This window comes from Xanthomonas sp. AM6, assembly GCF_025665335.1.
Taxonomy (GTDB): Bacteria; Pseudomonadota; Gammaproteobacteria; order Xanthomonadales; family Xanthomonadaceae; genus Xanthomonas_A.
This window is the reverse complement of sequence record NZ_CP106869.1, coordinates 2,012,712-2,027,666: the sequence shown is the minus strand read 5'-3', so window position 1 is coordinate 2,027,666 and position 14,955 is coordinate 2,012,712. Positions and strand designations below refer to the sequence as shown.

Annotated in this window: 13 protein-coding genes and 1 tRNA gene; 7 read left to right on the top strand and 7 right to left on the bottom strand. The window is 72.7% G+C overall.

The window, feature by feature from the left end; genetic code table 11:
- Nucleotides 1–6: 6 nt before the first annotated feature.
- The 5 genes from OCJ37_RS08430 to OCJ37_RS08410 all read right to left on the bottom strand — a co-directional run bounded on the left by OCJ37_RS08430 (nt 7) and on the right by OCJ37_RS08410 (nt 6,619).
- Entirely contained in the window at nt 7–936 is a 930-nt protein-coding gene (locus OCJ37_RS08430) for a DUF1684 domain-containing protein (protein WP_263113201.1), read from the bottom strand.
- On the bottom strand, nt 936–2,768 hold the full coding sequence (gene mutL / locus OCJ37_RS08425; protein ID WP_263113200.1) for a DNA mismatch repair endonuclease MutL: 1,833 nt from the start codon (nt 2,766–2,768) through the stop codon (nt 936–938). Before mutL ends, OCJ37_RS08430 begins: the two co-directional genes overlap by 1 nt.
- Nucleotides 2,769–2,924: 156 nt before the next feature.
- Complete coding sequence (locus tag OCJ37_RS08420) at nt 2,925–4,577, bottom strand: N-acetylmuramoyl-L-alanine amidase (RefSeq protein ID WP_263113199.1); 1,653 nt, start codon at nt 4,575–4,577, stop codon at nt 2,925–2,927.
- Between the two features lie 81 nt (nt 4,578–4,658).
- Complete coding sequence (gene tsaE / locus OCJ37_RS08415) at nt 4,659–5,138, bottom strand: tRNA (adenosine(37)-N6)-threonylcarbamoyltransferase complex ATPase subunit type 1 TsaE (RefSeq protein ID WP_263113198.1); 480 nt, start codon at nt 5,136–5,138, stop codon at nt 4,659–4,661.
- Nucleotides 5,135–6,619 (bottom strand): NAD(P)H-hydrate dehydratase, encoded by a 1,485-nt coding sequence (locus OCJ37_RS08410; protein WP_263113197.1) that lies wholly within the window; start codon nt 6,617–6,619, stop codon nt 5,135–5,137. Before OCJ37_RS08410 ends, tsaE begins: the two co-directional genes overlap by 4 nt.
- A gap of 23 nt (nt 6,620–6,642) precedes the next feature.
- On the opposite strand from OCJ37_RS08410, the gene queG reads away from it, so the two are divergent.
- From queG to OCJ37_RS08395, 3 genes are read left to right on the top strand one after another with little or no spacing between them, the layout of a single operon-like run.
- Nucleotides 6,643–7,776 carry a tRNA epoxyqueuosine(34) reductase QueG gene (gene queG, locus OCJ37_RS08405; RefSeq protein ID WP_263113196.1) on the top strand — a complete coding sequence of 378 codons (1,134 nt, stop codon included), beginning with the start codon at nt 6,643–6,645 and terminating at the stop codon, nt 7,774–7,776.
- Nucleotides 7,777–7,803: 27 nt separating this feature from the next.
- Nucleotides 7,804–9,135 (top strand): exodeoxyribonuclease VII large subunit, encoded by a 1,332-nt coding sequence (gene xseA / locus OCJ37_RS08400; RefSeq protein WP_263113195.1) that lies wholly within the window; start codon nt 7,804–7,806, stop codon nt 9,133–9,135.
- A gap of 41 nt (nt 9,136–9,176) precedes the next feature.
- A complete protein-coding gene (locus tag OCJ37_RS08395; RefSeq protein WP_263113194.1) occupies nt 9,177–9,572 on the top strand; it encodes an antitoxin Xre/MbcA/ParS toxin-binding domain-containing protein in 396 nt (131 codons plus the stop codon).
- Nucleotides 9,573–9,617: 45 nt separating this feature from the next.
- Here OCJ37_RS08395 and OCJ37_RS08390 read toward each other — a convergent pair whose 3' ends face one another.
- Together OCJ37_RS08390 and OCJ37_RS08385 are read right to left on the bottom strand one after the other, a co-directional pair.
- Nucleotides 9,618–10,163: a lipocalin family protein gene (locus OCJ37_RS08390; RefSeq protein WP_263113193.1), complete on the bottom strand. Its 546-nt coding sequence runs from the start codon at nt 10,161–10,163 to the stop codon at nt 9,618–9,620.
- A gap of 244 nt (nt 10,164–10,407) precedes the next feature.
- Nucleotides 10,408–10,483 (bottom strand) — tRNA-Phe (locus tag OCJ37_RS08385).
- Nucleotides 10,484–11,127: 644 nt separating this feature from the next.
- Here OCJ37_RS08385 and OCJ37_RS08380 point away from each other — a divergent pair.
- From OCJ37_RS08380 to OCJ37_RS08365, 4 genes are all read left to right on the top strand, one after another.
- On the top strand, nt 11,128–11,604 hold the full coding sequence (locus OCJ37_RS08380; RefSeq protein WP_263113192.1) for an LEA/WHy family protein: 477 nt from the start codon (nt 11,128–11,130) through the stop codon (nt 11,602–11,604).
- A 489-nt stretch (nt 11,605–12,093) separates the two neighbouring features.
- On the top strand, nt 12,094–12,591 hold the full coding sequence (locus OCJ37_RS08375) for a MarR family winged helix-turn-helix transcriptional regulator (RefSeq protein ID WP_263113191.1): 498 nt from the start codon (nt 12,094–12,096) through the stop codon (nt 12,589–12,591).
- On the top strand, nt 12,588–14,765 hold the full coding sequence (locus OCJ37_RS08370) for an FUSC family protein (protein ID WP_263113190.1): 2,178 nt from the start codon (nt 12,588–12,590) through the stop codon (nt 14,763–14,765). The genes OCJ37_RS08375 and OCJ37_RS08370 overlap by 4 nt, the downstream gene beginning before the upstream one ends.
- The gene (locus OCJ37_RS08365; protein ID WP_263113189.1) at nt 14,749–14,955 is read left to right on the top strand and encodes a DUF1656 domain-containing protein; all 207 of its coding nucleotides are present in this window, start codon (nt 14,749–14,751) and stop codon (nt 14,953–14,955) included. The genes OCJ37_RS08370 and OCJ37_RS08365 overlap by 17 nt, the downstream gene beginning before the upstream one ends.

The following is a 14,955-nucleotide window of genomic DNA, read 5'->3' as shown; positions in this document are numbered from 1 at the left end:
CTCGGGTCAGTGGGCGGCGGCGTAGGCCTGTTCGCCCGCCTCCACCGCCAGGTCCAGCCGGTTCTCCGGCGGCGGCAGCGGACAGGTCGCGAACGGAGTGAACGCGCACGGCGGGTTGTAGGCGCGATTGAAATCCAGCACCACGCTGCCGTCGGCGCTCGGCGCCGGCACGTCCAGGAAGCGCCCGGCCGGGTAGCTGCCGCGGCCGTTGGTGCGGTCGGCGAACACCACGAACAGCGCGCCGCCGGGCTCGCCGATCGCTTCCAGGCGCAGGCGCTTGCCGTCGCGCTCGAACTCCAGCGCGCCGGGATTGGGCGATTCGGTGGTGACGCCGATGATGTCGACGATCGGCATGGTCTTGCCCGCCGCGTTGGGCACGAAGCGGCCACGGATGCGCCAGGCTTCGGCGGCCGGCCAGTACGTCAGCCCGGCGAAGCCGAGCCGGGTCGGCGCGTCGGCGTGCTTGACCCGCAGCGCATGGCGGCCGCCGCGCTCGATCAGGCTCAGCTTGCCCTTGCCGCCGTCGAAGTCGATCACGGTCGGCGTGGGGTCGTGGTCGCTGTACAGGCGCGTGCGCCGCAGCAGCGGCTTGCCGTCCACGCTCAGCGCCGCGCCGGGTTCGGGGGTCAGGAACACCTGGCCGTCCACCCGCGACACCAGCGCCATCCGTGCCGGCCCCACCGCCAGGCGGATGCCGCTGCCGGGGCCGCTGCCGATGTAGTGCTCCTTGAGTTCCAGCCAGTGCAGGCCGACCAGGCTGGTCCAGCCATCGGGCGCCTGCAGCTCCTGTTGGCGCTGCTCGCGCCAGCGCTGCAGATCGGCCACGAATGCCTTGTCGGCTGCCACCGGCGCGGCCGGTGCCGGCGCCTGCTTGCCGCATGCGCCCAACGCGAGCAGCGCTGCCAGCAACGCCGCCGCTCTTCCCCACTTGTCCATCAGCGCCCCCGTAAGAACCAACGATCGATCTCGCCCAGCGTGAAGCGCGCCCAGGTCGGGCGCCCATGGTTGCACTGCCCGGAGCGCTCGGTGGCTTCCATGTCGCGCAGCAGCGCGTTCATTTCCGGCACGGTGAGGCGCCGGTTGGCGCGCACCGCGCCATGGCAGGCCATCGTCGACAGCAGTTCGTCGCGCGCGCCGGCGACGCGGCGGCTGTGGCCGTGCTCGCGCAGGTCGGTCAGCACGTCGCGCAGCAGCGCTTCGGGCTCGGCCTGGGCCAGCAGCGCCGGGATGCTGCGCACGTGCAGCGATTGCGGACCGCTGCGGGTGATCTCGAAACCGAGCGCGGCCAGCGTGTCCGCCTCGCGCTCGGCGGTGTCGGCGTCGCGCTCGCCCACCGCCAGGGTGATCGGCACCAGCAGCGGCTGCGCATGCAGGCCGATGCCGTCGTGCGCATTCTTCAGCCGTTCGTAGCCGATGCGCTCGTGCGCGGCGTGCATGTCGACCACGATCAGGCCTTCGGCGTTCTCGGCCAGGATGTAGATGCCGTGCAGTTGCGCGATCGCGTAGCCGAGCGGCGGCACGCCGCTGTCGGGCGAGGTCGGCGGCAGGCCGCCGGCCGCCTCCTGCGCCTGCAGCGGCATGCGCGCCGCGCCATCGGCGCTCCCCGCGGGCGCCGCATACAGCGCCGCGTAGGCGGCCGGGGCCTCGTTGACGCGCAGGCCCAGCGGCGATTGCGCCGGACGCCATTGCGCGCCGTAGCCGCCGGCGCCGCCCGCGCCGCCGGCATACGCCTGCGGCGGCACCTGCGAAGCGTCGCCGACGGTCGGCGTGCTGCCGGCGCGGGTCTGCGCCAGCGCGTCCTGCAGCGTGCGGTAGACGAAGTCGTGGATCAGCCGTGCGTCGCGGAACCGCACCTCGTGCTTGGCCGGGTGCACGTTGACGTCGACCCGCGCCGGCTCCAGTTCCAGGAACAGCACGTAGGCCGGCTGGCGGCCATGGAACAGCACGTCGCCATAGGCCATCTTCACCGCGTGCGCGACGCTGCGGTCGCGCACCGAGCGGCCGTTGACGTACAGGTACTGCTGGTCGGCGCTGGCGCGCGAATAGTGCGGCTGCGCGATCCAGCCATGCAGGCGCAGCCCGGCGCCGCTGTGGTCCACGCGCAACGCCTGGCGCGCGAAGTCCTCGCCCAGGGTCTCGCCCAGCCGCGCGTCCGAATATAGGTCGCCGGGCTTGTAGCGCCGCGACGGCTTGCCGTTGTGCGACACGCGCAGTTCCACGTCCGGGCGCGCCAGCGCCAGCGAGCGCAGCCATTCCTCGATGTGGCCCAGTTCGGTGCGCTCGGCGCGCAGGAACTTGCGCCGCGCCGGCACGTTGTAGAACAGCTCGCGCACCTCGACCGTGGTGCCCGGCGCCTGCGCGCGCGGCTGCACCTGCCCGACCTTGCCGCCGTCGACCTGCAACGCCGCGCCATGTTCGTCGCCGGGGCGCCGCGAGGCCAGGGTGAAGCGGCTGACCGAGGCGATCGACGGCAGCGCCTCGCCGCGGAAGCCGAGCGTGCCGACCGACTCCAGGTCGTCGAGCGAGGCGATCTTGCTGGTCGCGTGCCGCGACACCGCCAGCGGCAGTTCCTCCGGCGCGATGCCGCCGCCGTCGTCGCGGATCCGGATCAGGCGCACGCCGCCCTCCTCCAGGTCGATGTCCACGCGGCGCGCGCCTGCATCCAGCGCGTTCTCGACCAGTTCCTTGACCACCGAGGCCGGACGCTCGACCACCTCGCCGGCGGCGATCTGGTTGATCAGGATCTCGGGCAGCTGGCGGATGCTCATGCCGGCTCCCGCCTGCGCTGCGGCGCGCACGAAGGCGGGCGCCGCGCGGTCGCGCTAGGCTCGGAAACGGGAGGACGGCAACGGTTACGGAACATCGGCACGGCTCACGGCGCGGACGCCGTCATGAGGATCAGCCGGCGATGATAGCCGAGCGCCTCAGCGGCTGCCGCCGGCCACGGTGCTGGCCGCTTCGGCCTCGGCCTGCGCGCGCGCGGCGAATAGCGTGCCCGGCGGCGGCTGCCGGGTGAAGAAGGTATTGACCCCGTCCAGCACCGCGCCGGCCAGGCGCCGCTGGTAGGCCGGGTCGGTCAGCCGGCGCTCTTCGTCCGGATTGGAGATGAAGGCGGTCTCGACCAGCATCGCCGGCATGTCCGAGGTGCGCAGCACCGCGAAGTTGGCGCGCTCCAGTTCCGGCTTGTGGTTGTTGCCGATCCGCTTGAGCCCGCCCAGCACGTGCCCGGCGGCGTCTTCGGAGGCCTTCATGTGGCCGCTCTGGGCCAGGTCCAGCAGCACGCTGGCCAGGGTGCTGTCGGTCTTCTGCAGGCGCACGCCGCCGACCAGGTCGGCCGCGTTTTCCTTGTCCGCCAGCCAGCGTGCGCGCTGCGAGGAGGCGCCCTTGGTCGACAGCACGTAGACCGAGGAGCCGGTCGCGCTGCGGTTCTCGGCGGCGTCGGCGTGGATCGAGATGAAGATGTCGGCCTTGGCCGCGCGCGCCTTCTGCGCGCGCATCGGCAGCGGGATGAACACGTCGGTGTCGCGGGTCATGTAGGCCTTCATGCCCGGGGTGGCGTTGATCTGCCGCGCCAGTTCGCGGCCGATCGCCAGGGTCACGTCCTTCTCGCGCTTGCCGGTCGGGCCGGTGGCGCCGGGATCCTGGCCGCCGTGGCCGGGATCGATGGCCACGATCAACGGCCGCATGCCCGGCTTCATCGCCACCCGCGACGGCGCGCTCGGCATCACCGGGCGTGCCTCGGCGGCGGCGGCCACGGCCGCGTCGTCGGCGCTGGCCATGGCGTCGGGCTTCGCCGGCCCGGGCGCCGCGGCAATGCCCTGCTGGGCCGGCACGACGGTGCTGTTGGCCGACGGGGTCGGCACCATGGTTCCGGTCGCGGCCACCGCGGCCTGCGCCGCGGCGGGTGCCGCCATCGCGCCGGCCATCGGCGCCGGGGTCGGCGCTGCGCTGGGCGGTGGCGTGGGGGCCGGCGCAGGTGCGTGCGGCGCGGGCACTGGCGCCGCACGCTGCACCACCGACGAGGTCAACGCCGCGGTCGCGCGCGCCGCTTCCTGGCGCGGATCGGGCGTCGGCTTGGCCGCGGCCATTTCCGCAGCGGGAGCAACGGCTTGTGGAGCGGGAGGCGCGGTCGACGCCGGTGCCGCGGCACTGCCGCTGGCCACCGGCTTGCCCGGCGCCGCCTCGCCCGGCCACTCGATCACCAACACCGAGCTGCCGCCGACGGTCTGCATCTGCGGCTTGAACGCCACCACCGGGCTGCTCAGGTCGAACACGATGCGCAAGGTGCCGGGAACCGGATGGCCGGTGCGCACGGCGGTGACCACGCCGTTGCCGGCGGGCAGCTTCAGGCCTTGCGCAGCGGAGGATTCGGGCAGGTCGACGACCAGCCGGTTGGGGTTGGCCAGGGTCAGCGTGGTGAAGCCGCCGCTGCCCTGCAACCTGATCTCGGCGCGGGTGCCGGTGGCGCCGTTGCCGACCGACACCGCCTGCACCTGGCCGGCAAACGCCGAGTGCGCCGCCAGGCACCAGCCTGCGGCGATGGCGGAACAGGCGAAAAATCGGATCCCCGGGCGCATGGTGGCGATTCAAGCATCACCGCGCCCTAAACACAAGCGGTTTTCCCTTAATAATCCATAACCTGCCTGCACTTCCTAGTGTCAGCCGGCAGAAAGGCCCCGCAAGTCCTCCCGTTCCGCCATCCGCGCCAGCCAAGCGGCGCCGACCGCGGTGCCGGCGCGCAGCTGCACCGCGCGCCCGGCCTCGTGCAGCGCCAGCGCCACGATCAGGTCGGCCGCGGGCAGCACATCGCCGCCGCGTTCGGGCCATTCCACCAGCCACAGCGTCGCCGCGGCCTCGTCCAGGCCCAGGAAATCCAGTTCGCCGGCGGCGCCGATGCGGTACAGGTCCAGGTGCCAGGCCTCGCCGTCGGCCAGCGGATAGCGCTCGACCAGGGTGTAGGTCGGGCTGCGGATCGCGCCCTGCACGCCCAGTGCGCGCAGCAGCGCCCGCGCCAGGGTCGATTTGCCGGCGCCCAGATCGCCGTGCAGGTGCACCGTCGCCAGCGCCGGGCGGGTGGCGGCCAGGATCCGGCCCAGGCGCTCGGTGGCGTCGCTGTCCGGCAGAAACAGATGCATCATCGGCGCGCTTCCGGATTGGCCAGGTGGCGCAGCGCCGGCAGCAGGTCGGACGGCAGCAGGCCGCGCTGGCCGCCGGCGGCGGCGCGATCGCCGGCGGCCGCGTGCAGCAGCGCACCGACGCTGGCCGCGTCGAACGGGTCCAGGCCCTGCGCGCGCAGCGCGGCGATCACTCCGGTCAGCAGATCGCCCATGCCGCCGACCGCCATGCCCGGATTGCCGGCGGCGATGACGCGCGGCGCCCGCCCCGGCGCGGCGACGAGGCTGCCGGCGCCTTTGAGCACCACCGCCGCCTGGTAGCGCTCGGCCAGCGCCGCCGCGGCGGCGAAGCGGTCGCGCTGCACCTCGGCGGTGGCGATGCCGAGCAGGCGCCCGGCCTCGCCCGGGTGCGGGGTCAGTACCGCGTCCGGCAATGCGCGCGGCGATTGCGCCAGCAGGTTCAGCGCGTCGGCGTCGATCACCAGCGGCAGTTCCGCGGCCAGCGCCAGGCGCCACAGGCCGTGCGCCCATTCGTCCTGGCCCAGCCCGGGCCCGAGCGCGACCACGCTCGCCCTGCGCAGCAGCGGCGCCAGCGCGGCGCCGTCCTCGATCGCGTGCGCCATCGCTTCCGGACAGCGCGCCAGCAGCGGCGCCACGTGCACGCCGCGCGTCGCCACGCTGACCAGGCCGGCGCCGCTGCGCAGCGCCGATTCGGCGGCGAGCATGACCGCGCCGCCGCTGCCGAGGTTGCCGCCGATGCACAGCACGTGGCCGGAATCGCCCTTGTGGCTGTCGCGCCGGCGCGGCGCCAGGCGCGTGGCCAGCGCCGCGGCGGTCCAGGCCTGCGCCTGCGGCGCGCAGCCGTCGAACGCGGCGGCCGGCACCTCCAGCGTCGCCAGCGCGGTGTCGCCGACGTGGTTCAGCGCCGCACCGGTATGCAGCCCGGCATGGGCGACGATGAACTGCACGGTCAGCGTCGCCGGCAACACCGCGCCGGGCACGGTGCCGTGCTCGGCGTCCACGCCGCTGGGCACGTCCAGCGCCAGCACCGGCGCGCCGAGGCCGGCGAGCGCGCCGAGCAGGGCGGCCAGTTCGGCATCGGGCGCGCGATTGAGGCCGATGCCGAGCAGCGCATCGACCACCACGTCGGCCTCGTCCAGTACCGCATCGAACACCTCGATGCGGCCGCCGACGCCGATGTAGTCGGTGCAGGCGCGCTGCGCCAGCGCCGACTGCGGGCCGCGCCCGGGCAGCTGCAGCACGCGCACGCGGCGTCCGGCGCGATGCGCCAGCCGCGCCAGCACGTAGCCGTCGCCGCCGTTGTTGCCGGTGCCGCAGGCCACCAGGATGCGCTGTGCCTGCGGCCAGTGCTGCAGCAGCGCCTGCCAGGCGGCCTCGCCGGCGCGCTGCATCAGCGTGTAGCCGTCGCCGCCGAGCAAGGCCGTGGCCTGCGCGTCGATGCGCCGCGCGGCGGCGGTGGCGTAGAGATCGAACGAGTCGGACATGCCCGGGATTCTATACTTGCGCCATGTCCAGCAGCGCCGCCCCCGTCGATCCCCACGCCGCTGCCGCGCGCATCCGCGCGCTGGCGCGCGAATTCGGCTTCCAGCGCTGCGGCATCGCCGGGATCGAGCTGCAGCAGGACGAGGCGCATCTGCGCGACTGGCTGGCGCAAGGCCTGTACGGCACGATGCAGTGGATGGCCCAGCATGGCGACAAGCGCGCGCGCCCGGCCGAACTGATCCCGGGCACGCTGCGGGTGATCTCGGTCGGCCTGGACTACGGCCGCAACGACGACGATTCGGCGTGGGACACGCTGCGCGACGGCGAGCGCGCCTACGTCGCCCGCTATGCGCTGGGCCGCGACTACCACAAGCTGATGCGCAACCGCCTGCAGAAGCTGGCCGAACGCATCCAGGGCGAGATCGGCCGCTTCGGCCACCGCGTGTTCGTCGATTCGGCGCCGGTGTTGGAGCGCGCGCTGGCGCGCGACGCCGGGCTGGGCTGGATCGGCAAGCACACCTGCCTGATCGACCGCAACGGCGGCTCGTGGTTCTTCCTGGGCGAGATCTACGTCGACCTGCCGCTGCCGATCGACCCGCCGGCCAGCGCGCACTGCGGCACCTGCACGCGCTGCATCGACGTGTGCCCCACGCAGGCGATCGTCGCGCCGTACCGGCTGGACGCGCGCCGCTGCATCGCCTACCTGACCATCGAGCACGACGGCGCGATTCCCGAGGAACTGCGCCCGGCGATCGGCAACCGCATCTTCGGCTGCGACGACTGCCAGCTGGTGTGCCCGTGGAACAAGTTCGCCAAGCGCAGCGACGAGCCGGACTTCCGCGCGCGCAACGACCTGGACCGGGCCACGCTGGCGCAGCTGTTCGCCTGGGACGAGGACGAGTTCCTGCGCCGCACCGAAGGCAGCGCGATCCGCCGCAGCGGCCACGAGCGCTGGCTGCGCAACCTGGCGGTGGCGCTGGGCAACGCGCCGACCACGCCGCAGGTGCTCGCCGCGCTCGGCGCGCGCGCGCAGCACGCCTCGCCGCTGGTGCGCGAACACGTGCAGTGGGCGTTGGCGCGGCACGCCGGCGCCGTGCCCAAGGACGACGGCGCAGGCGCACTGCCGCGACCGGCCGATCACGCCGACGTGCGACGATAGCCGCCCGCATTCCACCGCAACGCCCGCATGCCCGATCGCGACGACCAGATCCTCAGCCCCAGCCAGCTCAACACCCTGGCGCGCGACCTGCTGGAAAGCGCGTTCCCGCTGGCCTGGGTGGAAGGCGAACTGGGCAACGTCACCCGGCCCTCGTCCGGGCACCTGTACTTCACCCTGAAGGACGCGCGGGCGCAGGTGCGCTGCGCGATGTTCAAGCCGAAGAGCCAGTGGCTGAAGTTCGTCCCGCGCGAAGGCCTGCGCGTGCTCGCGCGCGGCCGGCTGACCCTGTACGAGGCGCGCGGCGACTACCAGCTGGTGCTGGACCACCTGGAGGAGGCCGGCGAAGGCGCATTGCGCCGCGCGTTCGAGGAACTCAAGGCCAGGCTCGCCGCCGAAGGCCTGTTCGCCAGCGAGCGCAAGCGCGCCCTGCCCGCCTTCGTGCGCCGCCTGGCGGTGATCACCTCGCCCAGCGGCGCGGCGGTGCGCGACGTGCTGAGCGTGCTCGGCCGGCGCCTGCCGCTGCTGCAGGTGGACATCCTGCCGAGCCTGGTGCAAGGCGACAGCGCCGCCGCGCAACTGACCTCGCTGCTGCAGCGCGCCGACGCCAGCGGCCGCTACGACGCGATCCTGCTGACCCGCGGCGGCGGCTCGCTGGAAGACCTGTGGGCGTTCAACGACGAACGCCTGGCGCGGGCGATCGCCGCCGCGGCCACGCCGGTGGTGTCGGCGGTCGGCCACGAGACCGACGTGACCCTGGCCGACTTCGCCGCCGACCTGCGCGCGCCGACCCCCTCGGTCGCCGCGGAACTGCTCGTCCCCGACCAGCGCGACCTCGCTGCGCGCCTGCGCGGCCAGCACGCGCGCCTGCTGCAATGGCAGCAGCACCGCCTGCGCCAGGCGATGCAACGCGCCGATCGCGCCCTGCTGCGGCTGCAGGCGCAGAGCCCGCAGGCGCAGCTGCACTTGCTGCGGCGCCGCCAGCAGGAGGCGGCGCGGAGGTTGCTGGCGCTGTGGCGGCAGCAGCACGAACGCCGCGGCGCGCGCCTGCGCCACGCCGCCGCGGTCCTGCGCAGCGCCCAGCCGCAACGCCGCCTGGCCGCGCTGCGCGAACGCCTGCTGGCGCTGGGCCGGCGCCCGCAAGCGGCGATGGCGCGCCAGTTGCAGGCCGACGCGCAGCGCCTGCGCGCGCTGGCCCGCGCGCTGGAAACGGTCAGCCCGCTGGCCACGGTGACCCGCGGCTACGCGATCCTGACCCGGGTCGACGACGGCACGCTGGTGCGCTCGACCGCGCAGCTCGCCCCCGGCGACCGCCTGCGCGCCAGGCTCGCCGACGGCGAGGTGACGGTGCGTACAGAGTGACTGCTGTACACCTGTGACACCGCTTCCATCGTTGCCCGCCCATGCCGCAGCAGATTTCCCACGAGCAACGCGTCAAGGCGGTGCTGCAAGGCATGCGCCGCGCCGAGCGCGACAAGGCCGGGCAACTGTCGCGCACGACCGACACCCTTTCGCTGATCGGCGGCGGCACCTACGGCTCCGCCGAGGATGCGCAGCGCGTGCTCGGCTGGCTGGCGCGCGACGCCGACACGCTGCCGCGGTTGCGCGCCGAGCACCTGGCCGATGTCGGCGAAATGATCTGCATCGTCTGGAACGGCTGCGGCAGCGACCCTGCCGCACTGTCGCAGTGGTTGAACGGCAGCCATGCGCAGCTCGGCGGCCAGACGCCGCGACAGCTGCTGCAGGACGGCGCCAGCGCCCGGCTGCTGGACGCGGCGCGCGCGTCGTTCGCCGGCTAACGGCGGGATGTCGCGTGCACGGTGTCCGCGGACCGGCGCGCCCGCTCAGTCCAGCGGCGCGACGACCAGCAACGGATCCAGGTCGTAGCCCATCGCCACCGCCCTGGCCTTGATCTGCTCGAACAGCGCGCGCGGCATCCGCGGCGAGCGCGACAGCACCCACAGGTATTTGCGGTCCGGCTCGCCGATCAGCGCCCACTGGTAGTCCGGATCCAGCGCGATCACCCAGTAGTCGGCCCACACCATCGGCACCCAGGCCAGCCAGTCGGGCGCGAAGCGCACCTGCAGCCGTCCGGGATGGCCGCTCACCCGCCGCGCCACGCCCTCCGCGGCGAGCAGGTCGCCCTTGCCGGTACGGCACGCGTTGCGCACGCCGATCAGGCCGTCGTCGCGCAGCATGTAGGCGGCGGTGATGTCGCCGCTGCATTTCTTCTGGAACGACACCGGCAGGTGCGCGATTTCGTGCCACTGCCCGGCATAGCGGCCGAGATCGAACTCGGCGACCGAGCGCACCGGCTGCGCGGCCCGCGCCGGCAGCGCCAGGCACAGCACCGATGCCAGCAGCAGCGTCGCGATCGATGAATGGCGCATGCGCACGATCCAGCAAAGGGGAAGACAGCCTTATGCAGGAGCTGCGGAACGATGTAAAGCGCCGCCGGCCTGCCCTTGGGCCACGCTGCGGCCATTCGCCGCGCTCGCCGGGCCGTTGCCGGAACGGCCTGGATGAAGGCTGACGCATGGCACGTCGCCAGGCGCCTGCGCGACAGTGCAGCGCATGCCCCGTTGGCACTACGGCAAAGAAAAGGGCCTGCATTTCTGCAGACCCTTCGTGTAATGGTGGCCGAGGACGGAATCGAACCGCCGACACGGGGATTTTCAATCCCCTGCTCTACCAACTGAGCTACTCGGCCACTGCGCAACGCGGCAGGACCGGTGCGGGGACGCGCATCATAGCGACGCGATCGGGATTGGGCAAGTGCGGCTTGCGGAATTTTCCTACCGCACGACGTGGCGCGCACCGACTGCGCCGGACGCCGCCGTCGCCCATGCTGGTGACGTCCTCGGCGCCTGGCCCGTGCATGGGCACGGAGGCCGCTGGCGATGGTCATGGGCCGGGCCGCCGAGGGCAACGCGAGGACGCGCGGGATCAATGAAGTCGGCATCGAAGCCCCCATGCAATCCCTGCCATGGGCGCGATTGCGCTGCTGCAGACTCGCTCCGGTCCTGTAGGGTCTGCCAACGCCCCTCTGCGACGGTCGCCGCCCCCGCTGCGGCGTACGGCCTGCCTGGAAGCCGGCATCGCCGTGTACATGTACGCGCTGTACCAAGGCTGCACCGGCGGCGTGGCGCCGCGTCGAGCCTGATGCTTCGGCACCCCCCCGAGATCTCGCGACCGGCAGCGAAGGAGGTCGATCCGACGCAGCATGCGCGCGGCCTCGCCCGGTACGAAGTACGGCGTCACCAGCCACACCCGCTTGGCTTGCTCCCTCCGCGCCGCGCAGCGCTGCGCGGCGCCGTAGTATTCTTCGCCGGTCTTCACGTCTGGAATCCGGTCATGGGTCAGCGGCTCCGCTTCGGCTTGCTCGTGTTGTGCACTGCGCTGCTGGCCGCCTGCGGCGACGGCATGGTGCGCCGCGTGTCCGACCCCGCCGCCAGCGTGCAGCAGCTCACCGTCAACATGGACGGCAGCTGGAAGCTGGACCTGCGCCTGCAGAACTACAGCAGCATCCCGATGCGCTACGACAGCGTGCGCCTGGACGTGGGCGTGGGCGGCGAAGCCGCCGGGACCGTGCAGACCGCGCCAGGAATCTCGATCGGACCGGAAACGGCGGACGTGGTCAGCGTCGCGCTGCGCCCCAGCTCGGCCGCCCGCATCGCCGTCGCCGACGCGCTGGCCGGGCGCCGCAGCCTCGAGTACACGCTCAAGGGCAGCATCGACGCCACGCCGGAAGAGAAGAAGCAGCGCAACTTCGAGATCGACACGCGCAACATGCTCAGCCCGGCGCCCGGACTGGACGGCGTGCTGCGCTGAGCGGGGCCTTCGCTGGCGAGCGGTCTTGCGGCGCTGCGCGCGCTTGACCTAAGGGTGCGGTGTGGCATCGCCATGCCCTGCCGGCAGATGACGCACCCAGCGCGCGACCTTGCGGGCTGAGCCCGGCAAAGACGGCGGATGGGCGCCGCGCCTGTTGCCTGATCAGCGGCCAATCCGACGACCCCGACGCTGCACCGCTCAGGCCATCCTCTCAGCGGCTGGAATGTTCCTTGGAACGTGTTGCAGCGTCAGGCTGCGTTTCCCGCTTCCACGCAAATGGATTGCGGTTGGCACTGCACGGATAGTGCCGGCCGGCCGCCCTGCCCCTGACCAGCGGCCACCTGCTGCGGACGACCGAGGCCGGCAACCTGGGCTCCCCGCGCCATGCGCTTCCAGGCTCGCCAAGCGGCACAGCCCGTTTAACTGGGATTACCGCTCAATTAGTACATAAATGTAATATATGCATATGTACAACACCCCTGACCAGCCATGAGCCGCTTCGACGCCACCGAACAGCGCCTGGACGTGACCGGGCACAAGCATCCGGGCTTCCCGCGCGACGCGGCCACGGTCGTGCGCCTGATCAAGCTGCTGCACAAGCTGATCCTGGACCAGGGCAACGAGATGCTGCGCGCCTACGGCCTGAACTATTCCGAATACAACGTGCTGATGATGATCGACGCCAGCCCGGACGGGACCCTGAGCCCGTCGCAGCTGAGCGATGCGGCCAGCGAGAAATCGGCCAACATCACCCGCCTGACCAGCCATCTGGTCGACAAGGGCCTGATCCAGCGCAGCCCCAGCGCCGAGGACCGGCGCATGCTGCTGCTGCGCCTGACCGCCGAGGGCGAGCGGCTGATCGAGGCGTTCATGCCCGCCGTGTTCGCGCAGCTCGGCGGCTATGTGCAGGACCTGCAGCCGCGCGAACTGGCGCAGCTGGAAGCGCTGCTGAAGAAGCTGCTGCGCAGCGTGGAGGCCGGCGCATGACCGCGCACCACGCCGACACCGGCGCGCCCGCAGGCGCGGCGCCGCCGCAGCGCCTGCGCACGCTGCTGGCCGAGGCCTTGCGCGGCGAAGGCGAGGCCTGGCTGTTCGTGCTGCGCACGCTGCTGTCGATTTACATCGCCGGCTGGATCGCGCTGCGCCTGGACCTGTCCTCGCCGATGACCGCGATGATCACCGTGGTGGTGGTGATGCACCGGCAGACCGGCATGGTGTTCGCCAAGGGCTTCTATCGCGTGTTGGGCACGCTGATCGGCAGCGTCGCCGCGCTGGCGATGGTCGCGCTGTTCCCGCAGGAACCGGTGCTGTTCGTGCTGGTGCTGGCGCTGTGGATCGGCCTGTGCACCGGCGGCGCGCTGCTGTACCGCAACTTCAAGGCGTACGCGTTCGTGCTGTCCGGCTATACCGTGGCGCTGATCGCGCTGCCGGCGGTGAACCAGCCGGAGAACGTGTTCACGCTGGTGGTCGCGCGCGTGACCGAGGTGCTGCTGGGGCTGCTGGTGACCGGCGTGGTCAGCGACGTGGTGTTCCCCAGCCGGCTGCGCCAGACCCTGCGCGATACCGTGCGCCGTGCCTACGACGGCTTCCTCGATTTCGTCCGCGACGCCACCGGCGGCCAGTTGCCGCGCGCGGCGATGGAACAGGCGCATCTGCGCTTCGTGCGCGACGCGGTGGAGATCGAGGACCTGCGCAGCTCGGTGGTGTTCGAGGACCCGGAGGCGCGCGCGCGCAGCGGCCGCCTGCGCCTGCTCAACCAGCGCTTCATGGCCGTGTCCACCAGCTTCCAGGCGCTGCACCACTACATCAACCGGCTGCTGCGCCAGGCCGAGGGCGATGTCGCCGACGCGCTGATCGGCCTGTACCGGCCGCTGAAGGCGGCGCTGAGCGAACGCGGCGGGCGCGAACGCACGGCCGAGACCGCGCGCCGGCTGGCCGAATGCCGCGACGCGCTGGCGCCGCGCGCGGCCGCAGTGCGCGACACCCTGCCGGGCGACCGCCACGAGGATTTCGACACCGGCGTGTCGCTGCTGCGGCGCTTCTTCGGCGAGCTGCACGACTACGTCGCCGCCGAAGCCGCGCTGGTCGCCCCGCAGCAATGGCGCACGCCGCAGGAGAGCGGCGACACCGCGCGGTTCCTGCGCGGCAACGACTACGCCGCGGCGGCGCTGACCGCGCTGCGCAGCGCGCTGCTGGTCGCGGCGATGTGCTGGCTGTGGATCCAGGCCGGCTGGATCAGCGGCGCCACCGCGGTGTTCCAGGCGGTGGCGCTGAGCGCGATCCTGTCCTCCAGCGCCAACGCGCCGGCGGCGGCGCGCTCGCTGTTCAAGGGCTTCGTGTTCGGCGCCGCGCTGGGCGCGGCCTGCCAGCTGCTGGTGCTGCCGCAGATGGACGGCTACGGCCTGTTCGTCGCCGGCACCGCACCGTTCCTGCTGCTGACCGTGTACCTGGCGTCCAAGCCGGCGCTGTTCGGCTTCGCCACCGGCACCAACCTGGCCTTCATCTCGATCCTGGCGGTGCAGCCCACGCCGCACTTCGATGCCGTCGCCACCTTCAACAGCGTGGTGCCGCTGCTGCTGGGCACGCTGGCGGTGAGCGTGGCGTTCGTGTTCGTGCCGCCGGTGATCGGCACGCGCTGGCATCGCCGGCGCCTGCTGGAACAGCTGCGGCGGCAGACCACGCTGGCCGCGCGCGCGCCGCTGCCGGGCCTGCAGTTGCGCCTGGAGAGCGTCAACCGCGACCTGTTCCAGCAGATCGTCGCGCACACCCCGCCGGGCAGCGACGAGTTGCGCGAACTGCTCGGCTGGGCGCTGTCGGTGCACGAGACCGGGCGCACCCTGATCGAACTGCGCCGCGACGCCGCCGACGGCGACCTGCCGGCCGCGCTGGCGGCCGACGTGGACGCGGCGGTGCAGGCGCTGGCCGCGCTGTACCTGGCGCCGTCGCCGGCACGGCACCGCCTGGCCCTGCAGCGCATCGACGCGGCGCTGGCGGCGAGCCGGGTCGACGGCCTGGTGCCTCTGCGCTGGAAACGCAGCCGCGAACACCTGCACCTGCTGCGCGGCGCGTTGCTCGACGCCGACTCGGTGCTGGCCGCCCTCGCCAGCGGGCCTGCGCCCGCCCCAACCCCGCCAGGAGCCGCCGATGTCGCTGCCCGCTGAAATCTCGATCGCCGGGGTGTACGTGCCCGGCCTGCTGGTGCTGGCGGTGCTGCTGCTGTTCGCCGCCTGGGCGCTGGATGCGCTGGCCGGCCGCGCCGGTCTGTACCGCTACGCCTGGCATCCGCCGCTGTTCCGCCTGGCCCTGTACGTCGGCGTGTTCGCCGCGTGCGGCCTGCTCCTTTTGCCGTGA

What these genes read in the sequence shown, in the direction of transcription:
- OCJ37_RS08375 (WP_263113191.1), top strand. Translation starts at nt 12,094, where the DNA reads ATGAGCCGCTTCGACGCCACCGAACAGCGCCTGGACGTGACCGGGCAC.
- xseA (WP_263113195.1), top strand. Translation starts at nt 7,804, where the DNA reads ATGCCCGATCGCGACGACCAGATCCTCAGCCCCAGCCAGCTCAACACC.
- OCJ37_RS08380 (WP_263113192.1), top strand. Translation starts at nt 11,128, where the DNA reads ATGGGTCAGCGGCTCCGCTTCGGCTTGCTCGTGTTGTGCACTGCGCTG.
- OCJ37_RS08390 (WP_263113193.1), bottom strand. Translation starts at nt 10,163, where the DNA reads ATGCGCCATTCATCGATCGCGACGCTGCTGCTGGCATCGGTGCTGTGC.
- OCJ37_RS08410 (WP_263113197.1), bottom strand. Translation starts at nt 6,619, where the DNA reads ATGTCCGACTCGTTCGATCTCTACGCCACCGCCGCCGCGCGGCGCATC.
- queG (WP_263113196.1), top strand. Translation starts at nt 6,643, where the DNA reads ATGTCCAGCAGCGCCGCCCCCGTCGATCCCCACGCCGCTGCCGCGCGC.
- OCJ37_RS08430 (WP_263113201.1), bottom strand. Translation starts at nt 936, where the DNA reads ATGGACAAGTGGGGAAGAGCGGCGGCGTTGCTGGCAGCGCTGCTCGCG.
- OCJ37_RS08420 (WP_263113199.1), bottom strand. Translation starts at nt 4,577, where the DNA reads ATGCGCCCGGGGATCCGATTTTTCGCCTGTTCCGCCATCGCCGCAGGC.
- OCJ37_RS08395 (WP_263113194.1), top strand. Translation starts at nt 9,177, where the DNA reads ATGCCGCAGCAGATTTCCCACGAGCAACGCGTCAAGGCGGTGCTGCAA.
- OCJ37_RS08365 (WP_263113189.1), top strand. Translation starts at nt 14,749, where the DNA reads ATGTCGCTGCCCGCTGAAATCTCGATCGCCGGGGTGTACGTGCCCGGC.
- tsaE (WP_263113198.1), bottom strand. Translation starts at nt 5,138, where the DNA reads ATGATGCATCTGTTTCTGCCGGACAGCGACGCCACCGAGCGCCTGGGC.
- mutL (WP_263113200.1), bottom strand. Translation starts at nt 2,768, where the DNA reads ATGAGCATCCGCCAGCTGCCCGAGATCCTGATCAACCAGATCGCCGCC.
- OCJ37_RS08370 (WP_263113190.1), top strand. Translation starts at nt 12,588, where the DNA reads ATGACCGCGCACCACGCCGACACCGGCGCGCCCGCAGGCGCGGCGCCG.